Genomic DNA, 18,812 nt, shown 5'->3' with positions numbered 1-18,812 from the left:
TTATCCTAAATGTTTGATAAATATAAAATAGTCCTCTACCATCTGCTGTACATAAGAAATACCGACAGATACCAAAACCCCGGCTCCGATCATCAAAGCAACGATTCCCACGAAAATCTGAAGCGGTAATCCCACTATAAAAACATTTATCTGTGGAATAAGCCTATTTACCAAGGCCAAAGCTAAGTTTATCAAATAAACTATAAGTGCAAAAGGAAACGACAGCTGGAATGAGAGTGTAAAAATCAAACTGCTTTTTTCGAAAAGATAAGTAAAAAAGGAATCCGGATAAGATGTTTGGACAAGAGGAATGTATGAAAAACTCTTTATAATAGAAATGATGAAAATATGGTATGCATCTGTAACGAAAAAGAGTATAAAAAAGAGCATGATAAAAAGTCTACTTAATATGGAAACCTGACCATATGTGGGATCAAAAACATTGACTATGGTAAAACCCATAAAATAGCTAATAATCTCGGCTGCATAGGTAAATGCAGCAACAAATATGGAAACAAGCAGACCGATGGAAAAGCCCAGTAAAATCTCTTTTAGTATCATTAGTGTAAATTGCATCAATGTTACTTTGGAAAAATCGTAATAAATTGTGAGATTTTGAATCAGATAAAACGAAAAGGCCAAAATAAGAAGTATCTTGATATTGCTTGGGATGTAGTTGGCATTGAAAACAGGAAGAGAGAGAAAGATTGCCCCTACCCTGAAAAACACCAAAATAGCAAAATATATCTGATCAAGTGTGAAACTCATTGGATTAATCGAGTGATCGAATCAAAAATCGACTTATAATAATCGATCAATGTAACAAACATCCAAGAGCCAAATATTATCAATGCCGCCACCGTTGCAATGATTTTTGGAATAAATGTAAGTGTCATCTCCTGGATCTGAGTAGCTGCTTGGAAAATACTAATGATAAGTCCTACTCCAAAGGCCGTTGCTAAAGGAGGCAAACTTACCAGTGCCGTGATCTTTAACATCTGTTCTACCAACGTAATAGCTTGATCAACACTCATTGATATCCTTTGATAAGCGCTTTAATCAGCAGTTCCCATCCATCAGATAGGATGAAAAGTATAAGCTTAAAAGGAAGAGAAATCATCATAGGAGGAATCATCATCATACCCATAGACATCAAAATACTTGCAACCAACATATCTATCACTAAAAATGGCAAAAAGATGACAAATGCTATCTCAAAAGCGATCTTTATCTCACTCACTAAAAATGCAGGCAATAAAACGGATAAACTGATATCATTATAATCTTTCGGTGTAGTTTTATTGATATCTAAAAACAGCTTCAATTCCTCTTTCTGGGTATTGTTGACTAAAAACTTTTTTATAGGTCTCATTGCTGCTTCTACAGCTTGCATATCATTAAGTTTATGCTGCATATATGGCTGTACCGCATCAACATATATTTGATCAAATACGGGTTTCATGATAAAAAATGTCAAGAATAGCGACAATGCAATGATCACTTGGTTTGGAGGTGATTGGGGTATTCCAAGTGCTTGTCGGAGAAGCCCCAATACAATAACAATCCTTGTAAAAGAAGTCATCGTAATCAAGATGGCAGGTGCAAGACTTAAAATGGTAAAAAGAGCAAGAATTTTTAGTGTCGTATCTACATTTTTTAATTGATCGAGCAAAGCATTGATCTCATTGGCTGCAAAAAGAGGTATCCCTATAAAAGGTAACAATAAAAGAAATTTTCTCATTGATCACTTCTTTTCCACTCTTTGATTACTGTTGCTCCTTTTTCATCATTGAGTATCAAAAGCTCTATATCTTTGACTGTTACGAGAATAATTTGACGGTTCCGGTCGATATAGTTTATCTCTTCGATATGTATCTTTCCGTTTTTCTTGATTGCTGGAGCTTTTTTTTTCAGATAATAGTAGATTATATATAAAGTAAAAATAAGTAGAAGAAAAGTTATAAGGAATTTAACAAGGAAATATGTATCAAGCAAGATCTACGATCCTCACCCCATATTTGTCATTGATAACGACAATTTCTCCAATAGCCATTTTTTTCTCGTTGAGCATAACATCGATATAATCTTCAGTATTTCTTTCAAGCTCTATGACATCACCCTCTTTGAGCGAAAGTATCTCGATGATCATCTTTTTCGTGCTACCGAGTCGTACACTCATCTTCAATGAAATATCTTCAAGTAAAGAGAAGTCCACTTGTTCACCTATCTCTTTCTCCATCCTCTATCCTATGCTGTTTGAATCACAAAATCGGTAAAATAGACATTTTTAACACCACCTATAGGTAATATCGCATTGACTCTTTTTAGGATCTGCTCTTTCAACTCTTCTATACCTTCTGCTGTTCTTAATTCATACGAGGATTTTGTAAATAGAAGCGTCGTTATCGCATCTTTGACTTGAGGAAGTCTCTTTTCAAGTTCTTGTTTTACTTTTTCATCCTGCACATCTAAAACAATAGTAACTTTCAAATAACGATCTGCATCTTTATCTTGCAAATTGACAATAAATGTACCTACATCATATGTGATCCCCAGATCTTCAATATTTTTAAGATCTTCCGCTATTTTTTCCGCTTTTTTCTCTTTTTTGTCTTCCTCTTTTTTCTGCTTATCCAAAACTAAAAATTTATATGCAGCAGCTCCCCCTCCCCCTAAGAGAATAAGGACAATCAAAAGAATAATGATGAGCTTTTTTTTACCGCCACCTTGTGACTCTTCCTGTTCTTTCGCTTCTTCAGCCATAGATGGATCCCTTGTATGATGAATAAGTTATTCAAGTATAGTAAATTAATGATTAAACAAATATTATGTTATCGAAAGTGAGATAGGGAGAAAGCCCTATCGTTTGATGTCCATCGTTGTTTGGAGTATCTGATCAGATGTGGTGATCGTTTTGGCATTTGCCTGATATGCACGTTGTGCAGTAATGAGGTTGATAAATTCTTGAGAGATATCCACGTTACTCATCTCAAGCATACCGCTTCGTATCTTACTGATGACGCCGCCAGGAACGATAATCGGTGTGAAAGTCTGTTGATTTGGCAAGTACAGATTGTCTCCTTTTCGAACCAAGATCTCTTTATCCTTAAAAGTTGCAACTGCAAGTCTTGCTACATCTTTTACTTGACCATTTGTATAAGTTCCTTTAATGATACCATCTTCTGTTACACTGATACTCATCAAATCACCCTTACTCGCACCATTTTGCTGCGCATAGAAGATGAATTCGCTATCGAGTTGTGTCAGCTTTTTAAAATCTTCAGTTATTGCAGTATCAGTCGCACCATTATTGAGAAAACGACTTGTATTGTCTGAATAATTAATTGTAGAAGTTTTAATAGCTCCAAGATCAGTAACATTAGCAGTAGTTGTATCACTGAAGTCTTTATAATTAACAGTTAATGTACCTGTAGTATTCCCATCACCAGCAGCACCAATAATCGTTATTTTTCCATCATCGTAACTTATAGTCCCTTTTATTTCTCCTGTCTGGATATCTACTATGTTCCCTGAGCCATCATCATTCCAAGTAACACTATTGCCGTTTTGATCTTGTGTAATATAAATAGTCCCAGGTAAAACAGGAATATTTGTTACAGAAAAAATCCCATCATCCGTAGCAGCTTCTGAAGCTGCTTCAGATTGTGTTGCAGGTTGCGAAATGTATTGAGCAGAAGTAAGTTCTCCTTTTCCATTAAATTTCAATTCCAAAGCTGCATACTCATTTGTTCCATCATTATATGTAACAGCTCTATCATCCAATTGGGTAAAAACACGCCAAGTATTTATATCGGTTTTTATGAAATAGTGTTTCAAAACATGCGAAGTCCCTAAGCTATCGTAAGTGGTTATAGTGTTTACATAATGATACGTCGTCGGATCACTTGGATCAAATGTTTTCGTGATAGCATCAACTCCGGCATCAAGATTCGCTGGATTCTCAAATGCCACTTTATCGGTATTTTTTGGGTCAAGATTGTTAGGTATATTGATGCTTCCCATAGCTCCTGCAATATTTCCTGTCTCATCTAACATCCAACCTTGAAGTTTTAATCCTGCTGGATTAATGACATCTCCGTTTGCATCTACTCTAAAATCACCTGCCCTTGTATAATATGTAAGATCGGCTGAAGGATTTTTTACCATAAAAAAACCTTCGCCATCCAATGCTAAAGAGAGTGGTTGGTTGGTATTTTTAAATGATCCTTGAGAAAAATCCTTAATAGTACCTGCAACAAAAGCTCCACCACCGATCTCTTTATTTCTTGGAGCACCTGATGAAGAGTATGTAGTGAGTGAACTTGCAACAAGATCACTGAAATTCACCCTCTCCTGTTTAAATCCGTTTGTATTTACGTTGGCTATATTATCACTTATCACACCTAGCCATGTTTTATTTGCATTTAATCCACTGTTTCCAGTATAAAATGACTGTAACATACTATCCTCCTATGCTGTATACATCATTCAGTTTTACACTCTGACCGCTGTTCACGCTCAAGACGATTTCACTCCCCTCTTTTTCCACTCCAGCAACTAGCCCCGTCGAATGGATTATTTCTGCTTGGGATATCTCTTCTTCCCCATTTTTTGCAACTACTCCTACATTATAAACACCATCCGGTATACTCTCATCTTCGATTTCAAATCTTTTCGATGTACCTGCAGGTATAGTCTCTGTTAGCTCTTTTTGATATACAACATTTCCATTTTCATCATAAAGATAGAGAGCCAAGTAGTTCACATCCTCATCCAGTTTCACGCTCACATCCGTTTTGCCATTTTCTACGAATGTTTCGTTTCCGGTATACACAACTTTTTTGCCGATTAGATTTGCCGCACTTAAAAGTTGCTGTGTTCCGTTTGCCAAAGTATTGACACTTGTTTCGAAGTTATTGAGCACTTCCAGCTCTCTTAGTTTTACGGTATTGTCGATAAACTTTGCAATATCTTGGGCCTCAAATGGATCTTGAAATTGAAAATTTGCCAATAAAACTTTCAAAAAACCCTCTTTGTCCATTTTTGATTGGTCGACATTTTTATCATATACATTGATCTCTTTTCCAGAATACCCTTGTATGGTCTGGATTGGTTCAAGTGCCATAAACGTCCTTTATACCGAGTCTACTTTAGATTGTAGCTGATGAAATATTAAAAATTTCTTTAATAACTAAAAAATCCGTCATTTTTTGCCGATAATATCAGATTTTTCAGATCCTCAAAGCTTTTTTCCAGATTGATGGGCTCATTGATAGACTGTCTCAGATAGTCTAGACATTTTGGATAATATTTTATGGCAAGATCTATTTTTTGTGAACTTCCCGGTTTATAAAGTCCCATATTGATCATATCTTCGTTCTCTTTATAAAGAGCATATATCTGAATGAACTGGGCCTGAAATTCCAAGATTTCTGAAGGTACAAGTTGCGGTGCAAGTCTACTGATACTTTTTAATGGATCGACAGCAGGAAAGACTCTTTTTTGTGCCATCTCTTTTGATAGAACCACATGACCATCTAAAAAACCTACCGCTGCATCTGCTATCGGATCGCTCGACAACTCCTCTCCCTCAAATAAAACCGTATAAATCCCGGTGATACTTCCTTGATTGTGAAATGTTCCGGCTTGCTCTATAATTTTTGGAAGCAGCGTAAACACAGAAGGCGTATATCCTTTGGAGGTCGGAGGTTCACCTACAAGTAGCCCGATCTCTCGTTGTGCCATAGCAAGTCGTGTGAGTGAATCAACTAAAAAAAGAACATCTTTACCTTTTTTTGAAAAGTAGGATGCATATGCCATAGCAACATGAACAGCCCGAAGTTTTGCCAAAGGAGGTTGATCTGAAGTTGCAACGACAACGATAGATTTTTCTAGTCCCTCTTTACCTAAATTATCTTCTATAAATTCTCTTACTTCCCTGCCCCGCTCACCAATCAGTGCGATCACATTGATATCAGCACTCGTAAACCTTGAAACCATCCCAAGAAGTGTCGATTTCCCCACTCCTGCACTCGCAAAAATACCTATTCTTTGGCCTTTCCCTATCGTAAAAAGCCCATTAATACTTCGTACACCAATATCAAGAGGGGTTTTGATACGCTCTCTCAACAAAGGATTAATCGTCTCATTTTTTAAAGATACTTTTGTTTCGAATTGCAGCTTTTCTTTATTTAATGGGTTGCCAAAGGGATCAAGAACTGTACCTAACAGATCTGCACCGACACCTATTTTGGATGAAGAGAGTGATGAGGAAATGAAACTGCCTATACGAATACCGTATAGATCATCATAGGTCATCAAAAGTGTTTTCCCATCGCGAAACCCTACAACTTCCGCTTCGACTCCGTTGTCAAGATAGCAAAGGTCTCCTATGGAAACATCAGGCAAAACAGCTTCGATCAACGGACCTTTTATACTTGTGATTTTTCCTTTAATCAGGTAATTTGGATGAGTTTTCAATCTCTTGGCTAAGTTCATCTTTAACAAGTTCCAATTTCTTTGTTAGGTCAGGTTTGATTTGAAAATCATGAAAATGGATGACAAATTCGTTTTCTTTCATATGTTCGTTGACTTTTATCTCAACTCCAGAGGCAATTTTGTTTTGCAAAAGATCTTTTAAACGAGAAGAAACTTCAATGGAGATCGGAAAATAGTTGTGGAACTGTTCAAGAATCTCTTCTATTTTCTCTACAACATACTGGCTATTGTTCGGATCGATATAGAGATATTCTAAAATAGATGTGATATATTCATTTATCTGCGTTGAGAATTTTTCAATCGTCATTTCATAGGCTTTTTTCAACTCCTCTGTCATATGAGCCATATTTTTGGCATCTAGTTGCTGTTTTTGTTTATACTGTTCTTCAAACTCTTTTTGCAATTTTGAAAGATTCTCTTGCATTTTTTGCTCGTAAAGCTTCGTGGCCTCTTGAAATCCCTTTTCATAGGAGTCTTTAGAAGCTTTTTCGATCAGATTTTTATACTCTTTTTCCAACTGTAAAAGTTTCTCTTGATACTGTCTCTCTATATCTTCTGGAGCCTTTTGTTGATTTTGCTGAGTCACCTCTTCTTGATCATTCAATAAAATTGAAAAATCATCTAAATCGAGTTTCATTTACCACTGCCCTCTTCTTTTATCCACTTGCTGATCAAAGTTGCGATCAAATCAGGATTCTCCTGGGCGATATGGAGAATTTTTTGGTAAATCGGTTCATCTTGTAAAGAGAGAGCACTCATCTCTTCTTCCAGCTCATGCAACGCTTTTCTCGAACTCTCCGTCAAACCTTGTGGAGTTGTAGTGCCTGGTTGTGTTGCAGTTGCCAGTTCCTGCTCCAACAGAACTTTTTGTTTTCTTTGCTTGAGAATAAACCAGATTAGTAGAAGTGCCATGATTGCAAGTAATGCAAAAGCCGCATACAGTATATATCGTTCAAATCCCCTCTTTACTTGCATCGGTGCAGCAAGAGCTTGGTTTTCAAATGGTACGCTGACCACCGTTACCTGGTCTCCCCGTTTTGGATCATATCCTATGGCACTTTTGATCAAATTCTCAAATGATTTGAGTTCTTGCTCACTGCGTGGGACAAACTCCACTTGCATAGTTCCATTCTTATCCATTTTTTTAATATATTTTCCATCGATGAGTACGCCGACTGTTATTTTTTTGATCTTAAAAACATTCTGCTTTGTCACAATCAACGATTTTGTTACATCATAATTTGTCGTGATATCTTTTTTACTTTTATCCTGCAAAACAGTTCCGTTAGGACCGGTATTTATCGTTGCTGGAACATTTGTTGGAGTGCCGGGAGATCCAATAGGCTGCTGTGGAATACTTTTTGATTTCTCCTGGATTTTACGCTCACTCACTACAGCTGTTTTGTCAGGATCATAGATCTCGTCACGTTTGTCTATTTTGGCAGTTTCGATTTCTACGTTTGCTCGAACAACCACTTTTTGCGCCCCAAGAGCCCTGGCCAGCATCGACTCTACACTTTTTTCGATATCTCGACGAAATTTTCGCTTCAGATCGACAACGTCATGCACCTCTTTTTCTTCATTCTCTTCAAGCATATCTGAAAGAACCCGTCCACTATTATCAACAACTGTTACATTTTGTGATTTCAGTTTTGGTACGGCATGTGATACCAAGAAAACGATTGCTTTTACCTGCTCTTTTGTCAAACTCATTCCTGGATGCAATGATATGATCACAGAGGCTTTTGCCTCATCCTCTTCTCTAGCAAAAATACTATCTTTTGGTAAAGCAATGTTGACCCTCGCGTCTTGCACTGCATCTATTTTTTTGATGGTTCGAGCAAGCTCTCCTTCCAATGCTCGTATATAATTGATGTTTTCTTGAAAATGGGTTATACCCATTTTAGGCTCATCAAAAATTTCAAAACCTACGTTTTGTGATCTAGGCAGCCCTTTTGCCGCAAGTTTCAAACGGACATCATAGATTTTATCTTTCGGTACAAGTATGATTTTACCATTACCTTCCACTTTGTAAGGAATTTTTTCTTCTTGAAGAACAGTTAAAATATTCCCGGCATCATCCGCAGTCAGGTTTGCATACAACACACCATATTTCTCAGCCGAAATATCTCGGATAAGCAATGCAGAAAGTAGGACAATCAAAGCTCCGATTCCGAGAGCCAAAAAGAGTGTTTTTATGAAGTTTTTGTTTTCAAACGCCTGTTTAAGCTTCTCTTTGATCGTTGCAGCATCTAAAGCCAAACATCACCTCTTATATTTGCATACGCATAATCTCTTGATATGCTTCAATAGCTTTATTGCGAAACTCTGTCGCAAAGCGCAAGGAGATATCCGCTTTTTCGATGGCTGCCATCGTTTCGATCAAGTTTTCTACTTTACCACTTTGCAAAAGTTTTTCCGCTTCTTTCGCTTTTGTCAAATCTTGGTTCACCTCGGCTATAAACTGTGTCAAAAGATCGGAGAATCCTTCATTATGTTGAGTATCTTTTACATCATCGATATTCAACACACTGCTTTGTATACCGACTTGTCCCACTCCGTCGATTTTCATAATCTATCCTTTTACACTTTCAAAATGTCAATAGTTTTTAAAAGCATATCTTTATGCGTATTGAAAGCGGTCAAATTTGCCTCATATGTTCTCATTGCAGAGATCATATCCACCATCTCTCTTAAAGGGTCTACGTTTGGTAGCTGTACATATCCATTTTCATCCGCTAAAGGATTGTTAGGATCATATTTGAGTTTAAAAGGAGAGGGATCCTCGACCACCTTTTTTATCGCAACTTTTGAAAGAGGAATTCTGTTTTGTTCTTTGTCTAAAATCTCTTGAAAGATCGGAATCTTACGTCTATATGGGACCCCGTTATCATCAATGGAGTTCGCATTTGCCATGTTGCTTGCAACGATGTCCATACGATACTTTTGCGTAGAAAGACCGGTTTGGGAAACTTCTAGACCTTTAAAAATCATGATTATCTTCCTGTAATAGCAAGTTTTAGTTTTGTGAACTCTTTTTTCAAGGTTTCAGAGAGCGACTTATACATAATCGAGCTTTCAGCCAATTTGGCAAGCTCCTCTTGGATATCCACTCTATTGTTGTCATAACCTCTTATTTGCCCTAATTCTACTTCTTTAAATTCACCTTTTTGCATTTGAGGATCGATATGTTTTGGATCGGTTTTTTTTAGCTCCATCCGGTTTTTCAGTTCTTGCTCGAAAACAAGCTCTTTGGGTTTAAAATTTGGCGTATCGGCATTGGCAATATTTCCTTGAATAACTTTAGATCGTTCAAAGAAGAAAGAAGCTGCTTTCTCTAATCCATCGACTTTATCCCACATTATTCACCCTCTATCTCTTTGCTAAACAGTATATCATCATATGCAGCCTTCGCGATATGATACCATTCATTATCACAAGAGTTCATCTCATTTAAAATCTTGCCAGCATATTGCATTTTACCAATTCTAACATAAGATAGAGATAATATACTGTTTAAGAAACAATCCTCTTTTATATACGAAGCGATAGGGGAAAGAAGATCGATGATTTTTTGATACTGCTCTTTTTCTATCATTTTCTTCGCTAACATTTCCACATACTTTCTCACAACAGGATCTTTCTTATAATGTTTGACAAAAAAATCTCTATGGGTCTGTACAAAAGAGGTATCGATGATGCCTTGTTCCAGTTTTGCAGCAGAAAGAAAAAGCAACTTATAAAAACTATTTTTTTGACATCTGTTTTTTAATAATGTAAACCTATTGCTGCATTTTTGCTGCATCAAAAAACACAACTTATTATACTCTATCGCATACGTACAACCTCTGTTTTTCACTTTCGTAAGGTATTGCATTGCTTTGCTATATTTGCCAAGTTCATAATAGACATCAACCAATTTATACAAGATTGCATCGTCCTTAAATTTTTCGTACGCTCTTTTCAAAAGGTCAATGTAGGTTTTTTTCGTTTTTTCACATTGATATAAAACCGTACCCATATGAAGCAAGACAGACTTGTTGAAAATCTCTACAAAAAACTGTGGATTGGATCTATATAAAATACACGTGAGTTTTGGATCTTTCAAATCCAACAACGTAGGCTCCCAAAGTCTTCGGAAATACTCTTTGTGTTCATATTTCAAACTCTTGACAGGAACCAATGAAAGCTCCCAGCCAAGGCGTTTCATAAGTTTTTCACTTCTCAGTTCAAGTACATTCAATCCAAAATTTGCCAATGCAAAAAAACCGATATAGTTTTGTCTGTTTTTGACTAAAATTTCCAATGTAAACTTTTGAGGATTTTTCAAAAATTGTGCATCAGGTAAAAATTTTTTAAGATAGTGTTGTACCTTTTTATCTTTTTTCATGATATATAACAGCTTGAGTTTGGCAATCGTTGCATATTTACTTTTTGGAAATTTTCGAATCAGACGATAATAGTATCCGATGCTTTCATGGATATTGTTACTGTTGAAAGCTATATCACCTAGACGTAACAGAGTCTTTTGTAAAACATCCCTGTTTTTGACATATTTTAGTATTCGTTTAAAAAGCTGTTTTGCAGTTTTGTACTCTCCATATCGATATGCATTTTCTGCTACAATATAGTAAAATTGCGGATTATCTATGAGATACTCTTCATACTCTTTATAGGTTTGCAACAACAACCGTATAGCATTCTCATAGTTGCCCTGATAAAAATATGAGAGTCCTCGAATAAATCGATACTCTTTCTTTTGTTCTTTGGTCAATTTTTCTACAGAAAGCATAATCATATATTTTGTAAAAAGGTCCGACTTCTTTGCCAGTACTGCCGTTCGTAACATTCCAATCAAAATATCTTTTTTAATAGAATCATTCTCGGCTTTTGCCAAACCTAGCTGATACAATGCAAGTGCTCTTTCATAAAACCCCAAGTTTTCTAAAATGAGAGCTTTGAGATAAAAGTATTTCGCATCATCAACACCTCCCCGTCCTATATAAAGATTGAGATAATTCAAAGCACTCCAAAAAAACTTTTTTTCTCCTGTTCGTTTACCAATTGCCAGGTAGGTTTTTGCAAGTTGGTACAAAGCATCCAAAAAATAGGGCGTATCTGGGAATTTTGCAACATAAGAAAATTCATTTAGAGCATCATAATAAGAACCGACTCGAAAATCGCGCAAAGCATTTTCATACACTATTTTTATATAGGTATTGTTCTTTTGCAAAGTACCATTTGTTTCATTAAGTTCTTGCTTACTATATTGGTTTGTTGTTTCATTCGTCGAAGCGTAAACGACCGAGAGCAAACAGAGGAAAAAGAGACTAAATCTTAACATTTACCAAACTTGACTCGCTTCTTGCTGAGGGAAGTACAGCTGTGTTGGAAAACTCTCTTCTTTTCTCTTTATCTTTTAAAGTGATTTTATATTTTTCAAAACCGGTCTGCTGCATGACTTTATCAATGTATTGCTGTAGTCCATCTTCCATCATTAAAGGTGTCATACTGACAAATTGCATCTGAATGGATTGATGGTGGAAGTTGATTTTGATACGAGTTTGGTCAAGCGTTATAATAAACTGTTGTTGCTTATGGCTCTCTTTGAGTAGAGTAGTCTGATCATCGGATCTACTTACAAAAGTTTTTGCAGAAGAGTCGGAGTTTGCATTGTGTTCACTCTCTTGGTGCGATGTATCATTTTTCGTATTAAGAGTCTGTTGTTCTACGGGTTTTTCAATCACATCTATCTGTTTTGAAAAACTGAATCTTTTGTTATCCCCTTTTCTTTCATTACCAATGACAGGATTTTGTGAAACAGAAATCTCTTGATTTTGGGCAGTAGCATCTTCACGATGTTGGAACATGTTTTCTTTCGTTTCACCGTTTGCTTCATACAGCTGTTTCTTAATAGATTGAGCATCTATTTGTGAAACATCAAGATGTTGCTTATTGCCAATATGAACATGTTTTTGTCTAGATTGGTGTTCATTTTCAAAAAATACCTCTTGAATAGTCTCGGTTAACATACTTTTTTTATGTTTACTTTGACTCTTTTTCTCATGAGGAAATTGTATGTTGCCATCAAATGTTTTCATCGTATCAATTGCTTTGGTATCGGATCTATGCGAAATCTCTTTGTTGTTCAAAGGAGTTTGCTCTTTTTCCAAACTATTCAACTGCTCCAACATATTCTTTATTTTTTGTGCACTCTTTTGTGATTCCTCATCATCTTTTACAAGTGGATTTGTAAAATATATATTCTCTTTCGGTGATTCAGAACGTTTTGAGGCCTTTGATGGAACATGTATATTTTGTAATTTCTCATTTTTTGGAAGTATCATTTGCTGAGTAGAATGAGCATTTGAATCCGATAATAAAATAGATGGTTGATTTTTATGAAAATAATTTGATTGTATCGCATTCTTTGAAACAGGTTTTTCAGAATGTAGAGCAGTTACATGACGATCTCTTTTTTTATCGATAATTTCGTTTTCCTTCAAACGGCCATTTTGATTGTCTACTCTATGTGATGGAGTCCAAGTATATGTTTGATTCAAAGGTGCTTGATTCGTTTTGTATTCAATAAAATTTTCTCTCTGTTTTTCCGATTTTTTTTCTAAAGATTGAATTGTATTCTGTTCTTCATTGCTGCTTTTCGAAGAAAAAGTTTTTGTAACAGTTACATTTTTATCTATTTTTTGATTATTAACCCCATTGTTTTTATTTTTGCTGATTTTTGTTCCTGCTTTTTGTAAAACAAGTGCTGTATGGGTATTCTTTTGGGGTATTTGCAGTCCTTTTGGCAAAGATTGTCGTTTTTCTACAATCTTTTTTGGAACGAAGGTGAAAGTCTGGACAGATTTTTTATCAAACGGTTTTGTGTGTTCCCCTTTCCTAAAAATAACTTTTTCTAAAGGAATACTCTTTGAGAGCTTTTTGTACAAAGTATAGAGTGCGACCTTTTGTTGCCTGTTTGGAATGAACTCACTTTGAAAAGAACTATTTTTTGTCGATTTTTCATCTACTGTTTGCATTTCTTGTATGTGCTTTCGTCCATTTGCTTTTGAAGCATTGTTCACCGTGTTAGAAACTGTTTGTATCGATATTTTTAGGGGTAATTGAGATTGCTTTTTGCCAAGGATCTGGCCATAATTTTTACTTTTTTCATCTTGCAACATCGATGCAAGCACAGTTTCAAAATCTATTTTAGGATCTGATGAAGATTGCGTGTTTTTTACAGCTTTTGTATTTGAAGCATCTTTGGGAGAAAGGAAAAGCAGGTCCAAAAGATTCATTACATCTCCATTTTTTTAAAAACACTTTTAAGCTTCACAATAGCTTTCGATTTTATCTGTGAAACCCTGGATTGAGATATTCCAAGTATTTGCGATATCTCTTTTGGTTCACGTTCTTCAAAATAGAGCATCTGCAATGTTTTTCGCTCGCTCTCACTGAGACTATCCAAAGCTTCTACAATTTTATCATGAATTTCTGAAGAAATGGCATAATCTTCGGGACTTTTTTCATTACTGATTAGAATATCCATCAACCTTGGACCATTTTCACTCTCGCCAAGCGCTTTTTCCATACTCATCATGATGGCAAGATTGGACAGGGGTATCTCTTTTTGTCCCTCCTCTTTCTCTTTCTTGATCTTTTCTCTCATAGTACGAGGAACAATATGCAAAGAACGAAGATAATCGAGTATTTCCCCACGAATCTTAATATAGGCGTATGTAGAAAACTGTGCTTTGTCACGATTATATTTTTCTATCGCTTTATACAAACCAATGGTACCTGTGTTGACGAGTTCGTCGAATTCTATATTTGCATCCTTGGGAAGTTTAAAATAGATCTTTGAGGCTACCTTTTTAACAAGAGCCAAATTGTCCAATACAATCTGCTGTTTCTCCTGTGGCGTTAGACTCATTCACTCTTTCCCATAAAATCGAAAAGTTTTTGCCAAAAATTTTCTGAAGAGGTTTTTTGAATACGAAGTTCCGATTCACAAATTCGTTTCATATTGACAGTATAACTATCTTTAGGAAAATTTTTGCATACAAGCATCTTCTTCCTTACGGATTGCCTTAAACTATTTGTGTAAGGCAAAATACCCAACAGTTCAGCATCGATACGGAGAAATTTATTCAAAGAGATACGAAGTTTGTTATAGGTGTTTTTTCCATCTTCTCTGTTTTTAGACATATTGACGACTATTTTGAATTGATCATATCCATAGATATTATACATCGATTTAATGAGTGCATACGCATCCATAAGCGCAGTCGGTTCTGGGGTTGTGACAATATAGGATCTATCAGAAGCTCGTAAAAAACCAGCTATTCTATCATCGATTCCCGCTCCAGTATCGATGATAATATAATCATACTGTGTACTTACTTGCTCTAATTGCGCTACAATAGTTTGTGCAGTCGTATCTTCCAATTCCCAGATATCATCAATACCTGAAAAGCCGAGCAATACATCAAAACCGTCCGCTTTTTGTATCACCTCATCCAAAGAGGCCCCGTTGTAAAGATTTTTCATATTTCTTTTTGCATCCGCCTCTACAAAAAGATGAATATTTGCCATGCCAAAATCCGCATCGATGAGCAATACACGTTTATTATACTGGTTAGCCATCAAATAGGAAAAATTGAGAGCAAAATTTGTTTTACCAACACCGCCTTTGCCACTTGCAATGGTTATAAAGTTGGAATCTCTTTTCTGTATCTGTTTTTTTGAAACAAGTTCCCGTAAACCGCTTGCCTGATCCATCATAACTGCTCACCTAATACATATTGTGCCACCCGTTCAGGGTTGAGAAGCCTGATATCTTCTGGTACTTTCTGTCCTACACTGATAAAAGAGAGAGGAATGTCTGTTTTGATCGGAAGATTGAGTAAAATTCCAGGTTTGTACGTCTCATCTATTTTTGTAAAAAAAAGACTATGGATAGGGAAAAAGGTTCGGTAGCGATTGACCACTTCCAGGGCTTCGCTGTTTTTATAGTTACAGCTAAGAACCAAAGAGATATCCATAAAGTCGGCACCACCGCCAAGAATTTCACGCATTTCACCCAATCTCCAGTAATCGTAATGGCTTCTTCCAACGGTATCTATCAGTACTACATCGATACCATTGAGATTTTGCAACGTCTTTTTAAGATTTTTCGAATCTGTAATAGCGTAAAAAGGAATATTGAGGATATTGGAAAAGGATCTTGCCTGCTGTACGGCACCTACTTTGAATGTATCGATGCTGATTACCGCAATTTTCAATTTTTGGTTGATTACGAGTTCTGAAGCAATTTTGAATAGATTAGTCGTTTTTCCAACACCAGTTGGACCTACAAAAGCTATCACTTTGAAATTGCCTTTTTGTATTTTCAAAGGACCTCTAAATTTGATCTTCTTTTCTATCGCCGTTGTCAAAGCTTCTTTGAAAAAAGAGGTATTGAGATCGAGTTTATTGGTATCGATATCGAGTCCACATGACTCTTTGACAAGCATCTTGGCAACTTTTGGATCCACATCGTTTTCAATTAAAAGCTTAATGAGCTCAACCGCATCGCCAGTGAACTCGTCAAACTGCTCCTCTTTAAGAAGAGGATTTCTTGCATGGGAAGGCAACTCTGCAGGTTCAAAAGAGACACCGCTTCTCTTTTTGATCTCTTCTTTCAAAGGCTCGATCTTTTTATCGATCATTGCCTCTATTTTGGTAAGGAATTGATCAATCTCTTGGTTTTTCTCCTCTTTGGATAAGAGATCCAAAAAGTTTTCATTCTTGTCTTCTATCTTGATAAAAAGTGTATATTTCTTTCTACGAAATAGAAAAAAACGTCGCTGGGTTTCTGTCTCATAGCTCAATATCTTAACATCATCTCCATACTCTTTCTTGGCTTGATCAATCAAAGCCTCAAGATCATACCCTTCATACTTAACTATTTCCATCGAGGCTGACCTTGTCTATAATTTTGAGTTTTGTTTTCGGATCTACTTCATTGTATGAAAGCACTGCTACATTGGACATATAGGGTTCAATGATCTTATAAACATATCGGCGTACATTTGGAGAGGTAAGAAGCACAGGTGTCCTTTGCTCGATAACAAACTTTTCCATATTTTTGCTGATCTGCATAATGAAACTTTGTAGTTTCGCTGGATCAATCGGAGGGAGGTTGCCATTGTACTCTTTGATTTTTGCATAGAGTTTCTCTTCGCTTGCCGGATCCAGCGTCAATGCATAAAGTACACCATCTTTAGCATAGATCGATGTAATAAGTCTCGCTAAAGACTCTCGCACTAGCTCTGTCAAAATATCCGTATCTTCCGTTTTCGTGATATTATCGGAAAGCGACTCGATGATTGTCAACAGATCTTTGATAGGAATGTGCTCTCGCAAAAGATTTTGCAAAACTCGGTGCAAGATAGCGTATGGAACCTGTTCAGGAACAATCTCTTTGACGATCGGATATTTCTGACCGAGTTTGTCCACAAGCTCTTTCGTTTCACTTCTACCCAAAATCTCATGAGCATTTTGTTTGATGATCTCTGAAAGATGCGTGATGATTACGGTAGGGATATCGACTACGGTAAATCCCAACATCCTTGCCTTATCTTTTTGGCTCTCATCGATCCAATAAGCTTTAAGTCCAAATGTGGGCTCTGTCGTTTCTACTCCTTCAAGTTTACCGTTGGTCTGCCCTGTATCGATGGCAAGCATTTTACCCGGTTCTATCTGATATCTTGCAACCTCAACCCCCTTGAGTAAAATCCTATATTCGCCAGATTTGAGTTCTAGGTTATCTTTGATATGGATCAAGGGCACCATCAGGCCAAGTTCTTTTGAAAGCTGTTTTCGTAAAGATTTTATCCGCTTGAGAAGCTCTCCGCCTTTCTCTTCATCCACTAACGGTATAAGACCATATCCTATCTCAAAAGTGATTGTCTCTGGCTGTGTAATGTACTCCTCTTCACTCTCCTCAACTTGCTGCTGCAGGATCTCTTTTACCTCTTCTTCCTCTTTCTCAATCGTTTCTCGTTTCATTTCAAGTTGCATCATATAGGCAGTCAGGGCAATCATACCGGCTAAAATGGTAAAGGGGATAAATGGCATACCAGGCACTGTACCGATAACAAAAAGAGCCCCTGCAGTCATATACAAGGCCTTTGGATAGCTGGTAAGTTGAGAAAAGATCTCTTTTCCAAGATTCGTTTCAGAAACTGCACGAGTCACCATCAAACCAGCAGCTGTAGAAGTGATAAGAGATGGGATCTGACTCACCAAGCCATCACCGACAGTCAAAAGTGTAAAGTTTGCTGCAGCGGTAGAGAGATCCATACCATGTTGCAATACTCCTATGGCAATACCACCAATGATGTTGATGGTAGTAATAATGATACCGGCTATCGCATCCCCTCTTATAAACTTGCTTGCACCATCCATCGCCCCGTAAAAATCGGCCTCTTTTGCAATGGCTTCTCGGCGTCTTCTTGCCTCTTGCTCATCGATGAGTCCGGCATTGAGATCCGCATCGATTGCCATCTGTTTCCCAGGCATTGCGTCGAGGGTGAAACGTGCCCCAACTTCACTGATTCTTTCCGTCCCTTTGGTAACAACTATGAAGTTAATCGTTACCAAAATCACGAAGATGATAATCCCAACGATATAGTTCCCCCCAACGACAAACTGACCAAAACTCTCAATCAGCTTCCCGGCAGCTTCCGGTCCTTCATGACCATGCAAAAGTATTCTTCTTGTCGTTGCAATGTTCAAAGCCAACCGAAACAGTGTGGCTAAAAGTAAAAGAGAAGGAAAAGAAGCGATCTCTAAAGGGTTTCCTACATAAACGGTTGTCATGAGAATGACCAAAGAAAACGTAATACTAGCTGTCAGTAAAAGATCAAGGAAAAAAGGTGGTACAGGCAGAATCATAGAGGCCAAAATGGCTAAAATCAAGATTATGATGATAGCATCGGAGTGCTCATGAACTTTGGAAAAAATCTTTTCAATCCCGTAAGTCATCGGCTATTCTTCTCGTATGTCTCAATCGCTTGTGCAATATACTCTTTCAAACCGAACTGATCACTATCACTCAAGACTTTTGCAATCTGCATATCAAACATATCCCAATACATTTTTGCAGAAAATGAGGTATCCAGTAGTGGTGATGTTCTTTCCAATGACTTTCGCACCTCTTTGAGAAACTGATGGATAAACTCCTCTTCAAAACCTTTTGCCGCCATATCTTTCGTTTTTATCTGACTCAGCTGCGCAAAATCCCAGTATGTATCTATCTTCATGGT

At 36.8% G+C, this 18,812-nt stretch carries 21 protein-coding genes; all 21 read right to left on the bottom strand.

From position 1 onward, the window contains the following. Entirely contained in the window at window positions 1-768 is a 768-nt protein-coding gene (fliR, locus tag NIS_RS03470; protein ID WP_012082011.1) for a flagellar biosynthetic protein FliR, read from the bottom strand. Continuing rightward, window positions 765-1,034, bottom strand: a complete 270-nt coding sequence (fliQ, locus tag NIS_RS03465) for a flagellar biosynthesis protein FliQ (protein WP_012082010.1) — start codon at window positions 1,032-1,034, stop codon at window positions 765-767. Before fliQ ends, fliR begins: the two co-directional genes overlap by 4 nt. Continuing rightward, on the bottom strand, window positions 1,031-1,741 hold the full coding sequence (fliP, locus tag NIS_RS03460) for a flagellar type III secretion system pore protein FliP (RefSeq protein ID WP_012082009.1): 711 nt from the start codon (window positions 1,739-1,741) through the stop codon (window positions 1,031-1,033). Before fliP ends, fliQ begins: the two co-directional genes overlap by 4 nt. Then, entirely contained in the window at window positions 1,738-1,995 is a 258-nt protein-coding gene (locus NIS_RS03455; protein WP_012082008.1) for a flagellar biosynthesis protein FliZ, read from the bottom strand. The genes fliP and NIS_RS03455 overlap by 4 nt, the downstream gene beginning before the upstream one ends. Continuing rightward, window positions 1,988-2,239 (bottom strand): FliM/FliN family flagellar motor switch protein, encoded by a 252-nt coding sequence (locus NIS_RS03450; RefSeq protein ID WP_012082007.1) that lies wholly within the window; start codon window positions 2,237-2,239, stop codon window positions 1,988-1,990. Before NIS_RS03450 ends, NIS_RS03455 begins: the two co-directional genes overlap by 8 nt. Window positions 2,240-2,247: 8 nt before the next feature. After that, window positions 2,248-2,763: a flagellar basal body-associated FliL family protein gene (locus NIS_RS03445; RefSeq protein WP_012082006.1), complete on the bottom strand. Its 516-nt coding sequence runs from the start codon at window positions 2,761-2,763 to the stop codon at window positions 2,248-2,250. Window positions 2,764-2,859: 96 nt separating this feature from the next. Further along, the gene (locus tag NIS_RS03440; protein ID WP_012082005.1) at window positions 2,860-4,461 is read right to left on the bottom strand and encodes a flagellar hook protein FlgE; all 1,602 of its coding nucleotides are present in this window, start codon (window positions 4,459-4,461) and stop codon (window positions 2,860-2,862) included. A 1-nt stretch (window position 4,462) separates the two neighbouring features. Continuing rightward, entirely contained in the window at window positions 4,463-5,125 is a 663-nt protein-coding gene (locus NIS_RS03435) for a flagellar hook assembly protein FlgD (RefSeq protein ID WP_012082004.1), read from the bottom strand. A 59-nt stretch (window positions 5,126-5,184) separates the two neighbouring features. Beyond that, a complete protein-coding gene (locus NIS_RS03430; RefSeq protein WP_041353999.1) occupies window positions 5,185-6,498 on the bottom strand; it encodes a FliI/YscN family ATPase in 1,314 nt (437 codons plus the stop codon). After that, window positions 6,452-7,135, bottom strand: coding sequence for a hypothetical protein (locus NIS_RS03425; protein WP_012082002.1), 684 nt, complete (start codon window positions 7,133-7,135; stop codon window positions 6,452-6,454). Before NIS_RS03425 ends, NIS_RS03430 begins: the two co-directional genes overlap by 47 nt. Continuing rightward, on the bottom strand, window positions 7,132-8,760 hold the full coding sequence (gene fliF / locus NIS_RS03420; RefSeq protein ID WP_012082001.1) for a flagellar basal-body MS-ring/collar protein FliF: 1,629 nt from the start codon (window positions 8,758-8,760) through the stop codon (window positions 7,132-7,134). The genes NIS_RS03425 and fliF overlap by 4 nt, the downstream gene beginning before the upstream one ends. A gap of 10 nt (window positions 8,761-8,770) precedes the next feature. Then, window positions 8,771-9,070: a flagellar hook-basal body complex protein FliE gene (gene fliE, locus NIS_RS03415; protein ID WP_012082000.1), complete on the bottom strand. Its 300-nt coding sequence runs from the start codon at window positions 9,068-9,070 to the stop codon at window positions 8,771-8,773. 11 nt (window positions 9,071-9,081) lie between these two features. Further along, the gene (gene flgC / locus NIS_RS03410; RefSeq protein ID WP_012081999.1) at window positions 9,082-9,492 is read right to left on the bottom strand and encodes a flagellar basal body rod protein FlgC; all 411 of its coding nucleotides are present in this window, start codon (window positions 9,490-9,492) and stop codon (window positions 9,082-9,084) included. Window positions 9,493-9,494: 2 nt separating this feature from the next. Continuing rightward, window positions 9,495-9,860, bottom strand: coding sequence for a flagellar basal body rod protein FlgB (gene flgB, locus NIS_RS03405; RefSeq protein WP_012081998.1), 366 nt, complete (start codon window positions 9,858-9,860; stop codon window positions 9,495-9,497). Further along, window positions 9,860-11,842, bottom strand: coding sequence for a tetratricopeptide repeat protein (locus tag NIS_RS03400; protein WP_012081997.1), 1,983 nt, complete (start codon window positions 11,840-11,842; stop codon window positions 9,860-9,862). The genes flgB and NIS_RS03400 overlap by 1 nt, the downstream gene beginning before the upstream one ends. Next, on the bottom strand, window positions 11,829-13,799 hold the full coding sequence (locus NIS_RS03395; protein ID WP_012081996.1) for a hypothetical protein: 1,971 nt from the start codon (window positions 13,797-13,799) through the stop codon (window positions 11,829-11,831). The genes NIS_RS03400 and NIS_RS03395 overlap by 14 nt, the downstream gene beginning before the upstream one ends. Continuing rightward, the gene (locus NIS_RS03390) at window positions 13,799-14,434 is read right to left on the bottom strand and encodes a sigma-70 family RNA polymerase sigma factor (protein ID WP_012081995.1); all 636 of its coding nucleotides are present in this window, start codon (window positions 14,432-14,434) and stop codon (window positions 13,799-13,801) included. The genes NIS_RS03395 and NIS_RS03390 overlap by 1 nt, the downstream gene beginning before the upstream one ends. Further along, window positions 14,431-15,282: an AAA family ATPase gene (locus NIS_RS03385; protein WP_158297269.1), complete on the bottom strand. Its 852-nt coding sequence runs from the start codon at window positions 15,280-15,282 to the stop codon at window positions 14,431-14,433. Before NIS_RS03385 ends, NIS_RS03390 begins: the two co-directional genes overlap by 4 nt. Continuing rightward, window positions 15,282-16,457, bottom strand: a complete 1,176-nt coding sequence (gene flhF, locus NIS_RS03380; protein ID WP_012081993.1) for a flagellar biosynthesis protein FlhF — start codon at window positions 16,455-16,457, stop codon at window positions 15,282-15,284. The genes NIS_RS03385 and flhF overlap by 1 nt, the downstream gene beginning before the upstream one ends. Next, entirely contained in the window at window positions 16,444-18,531 is a 2,088-nt protein-coding gene (flhA, locus tag NIS_RS03375; RefSeq protein ID WP_012081992.1) for a flagellar biosynthesis protein FlhA, read from the bottom strand. Before flhA ends, flhF begins: the two co-directional genes overlap by 14 nt. Further along, window positions 18,528-18,809: a rod-binding protein gene (locus NIS_RS03370; RefSeq protein WP_012081991.1), complete on the bottom strand. Its 282-nt coding sequence runs from the start codon at window positions 18,807-18,809 to the stop codon at window positions 18,528-18,530. The genes flhA and NIS_RS03370 overlap by 4 nt, the downstream gene beginning before the upstream one ends. Between the last annotated feature and the right edge of the window lie 3 nt (window positions 18,810-18,812).

Origin of the sequence: Nitratiruptor sp. SB155-2 (assembly GCF_000010325.1) — a bacterium.
Taxonomy (GTDB): Bacteria; Campylobacterota; Campylobacteria; order Campylobacterales; family Nitratiruptoraceae; genus Nitratiruptor.
Note: the sequence above shows the minus strand (reverse complement) of the source record. Positions and strands in the feature narration are given on the sequence as shown.

Coding starts and splice junctions, on each gene's coding strand:
- fliR (WP_012082011.1), bottom strand. CDS start 768: ATGAGTTTCACACTTGATCAGATATATTTTGCTATTTTGGTGTTTTTC.
- flhF (WP_012081993.1), bottom strand. CDS start 16,457: ATGGAAATAGTTAAGTATGAAGGGTATGATCTTGAGGCTTTGATTGAT.
- NIS_RS03400 (WP_012081997.1), bottom strand. CDS start 11,842: ATGTTAAGATTTAGTCTCTTTTTCCTCTGTTTGCTCTCGGTCGTTTAC.
- fliP (WP_012082009.1), bottom strand. CDS start 1,741: ATGAGAAAATTTCTTTTATTGTTACCTTTTATAGGGATACCTCTTTTT.
- NIS_RS03435 (WP_012082004.1), bottom strand. CDS start 5,125: ATGGCACTTGAACCAATCCAGACCATACAAGGGTATTCTGGAAAAGAG.
- flhA (WP_012081992.1), bottom strand. CDS start 18,531: ATGACTTACGGGATTGAAAAGATTTTTTCCAAAGTTCATGAGCACTCC.
- NIS_RS03450 (WP_012082007.1), bottom strand. CDS start 2,239: ATGGAGAAAGAGATAGGTGAACAAGTGGACTTCTCTTTACTTGAAGAT.
- fliE (WP_012082000.1), bottom strand. CDS start 9,070: ATGAAAATCGACGGAGTGGGACAAGTCGGTATACAAAGCAGTGTGTTG.
- flgC (WP_012081999.1), bottom strand. CDS start 9,492: ATGATTTTTAAAGGTCTAGAAGTTTCCCAAACCGGTCTTTCTACGCAA.
- NIS_RS03440 (WP_012082005.1), bottom strand. CDS start 4,461: ATGTTACAGTCATTTTATACTGGAAACAGTGGATTAAATGCAAATAAA.
- flgB (WP_012081998.1), bottom strand. CDS start 9,860: ATGTGGGATAAAGTCGATGGATTAGAGAAAGCAGCTTCTTTCTTCTTT.
- fliQ (WP_012082010.1), bottom strand. CDS start 1,034: ATGAGTGTTGATCAAGCTATTACGTTGGTAGAACAGATGTTAAAGATC.
- NIS_RS03370 (WP_012081991.1), bottom strand. CDS start 18,809: ATGAAGATAGATACATACTGGGATTTTGCGCAGCTGAGTCAGATAAAA.
- NIS_RS03385 (WP_158297269.1), bottom strand. CDS start 15,282: ATGGATCAGGCAAGCGGTTTACGGGAACTTGTTTCAAAAAAACAGATA.
- NIS_RS03395 (WP_012081996.1), bottom strand. CDS start 13,799: ATGAATCTTTTGGACCTGCTTTTCCTTTCTCCCAAAGATGCTTCAAAT.
- NIS_RS03430 (WP_041353999.1), bottom strand. CDS start 6,498: ATGAACTTAGCCAAGAGATTGAAAACTCATCCAAATTACCTGATTAAA.
- NIS_RS03445 (WP_012082006.1), bottom strand. CDS start 2,763: ATGGCTGAAGAAGCGAAAGAACAGGAAGAGTCACAAGGTGGCGGTAAA.
- NIS_RS03425 (WP_012082002.1), bottom strand. CDS start 7,135: ATGAAACTCGATTTAGATGATTTTTCAATTTTATTGAATGATCAAGAA.
- NIS_RS03390 (WP_012081995.1), bottom strand. CDS start 14,434: ATGAGTCTAACGCCACAGGAGAAACAGCAGATTGTATTGGACAATTTG.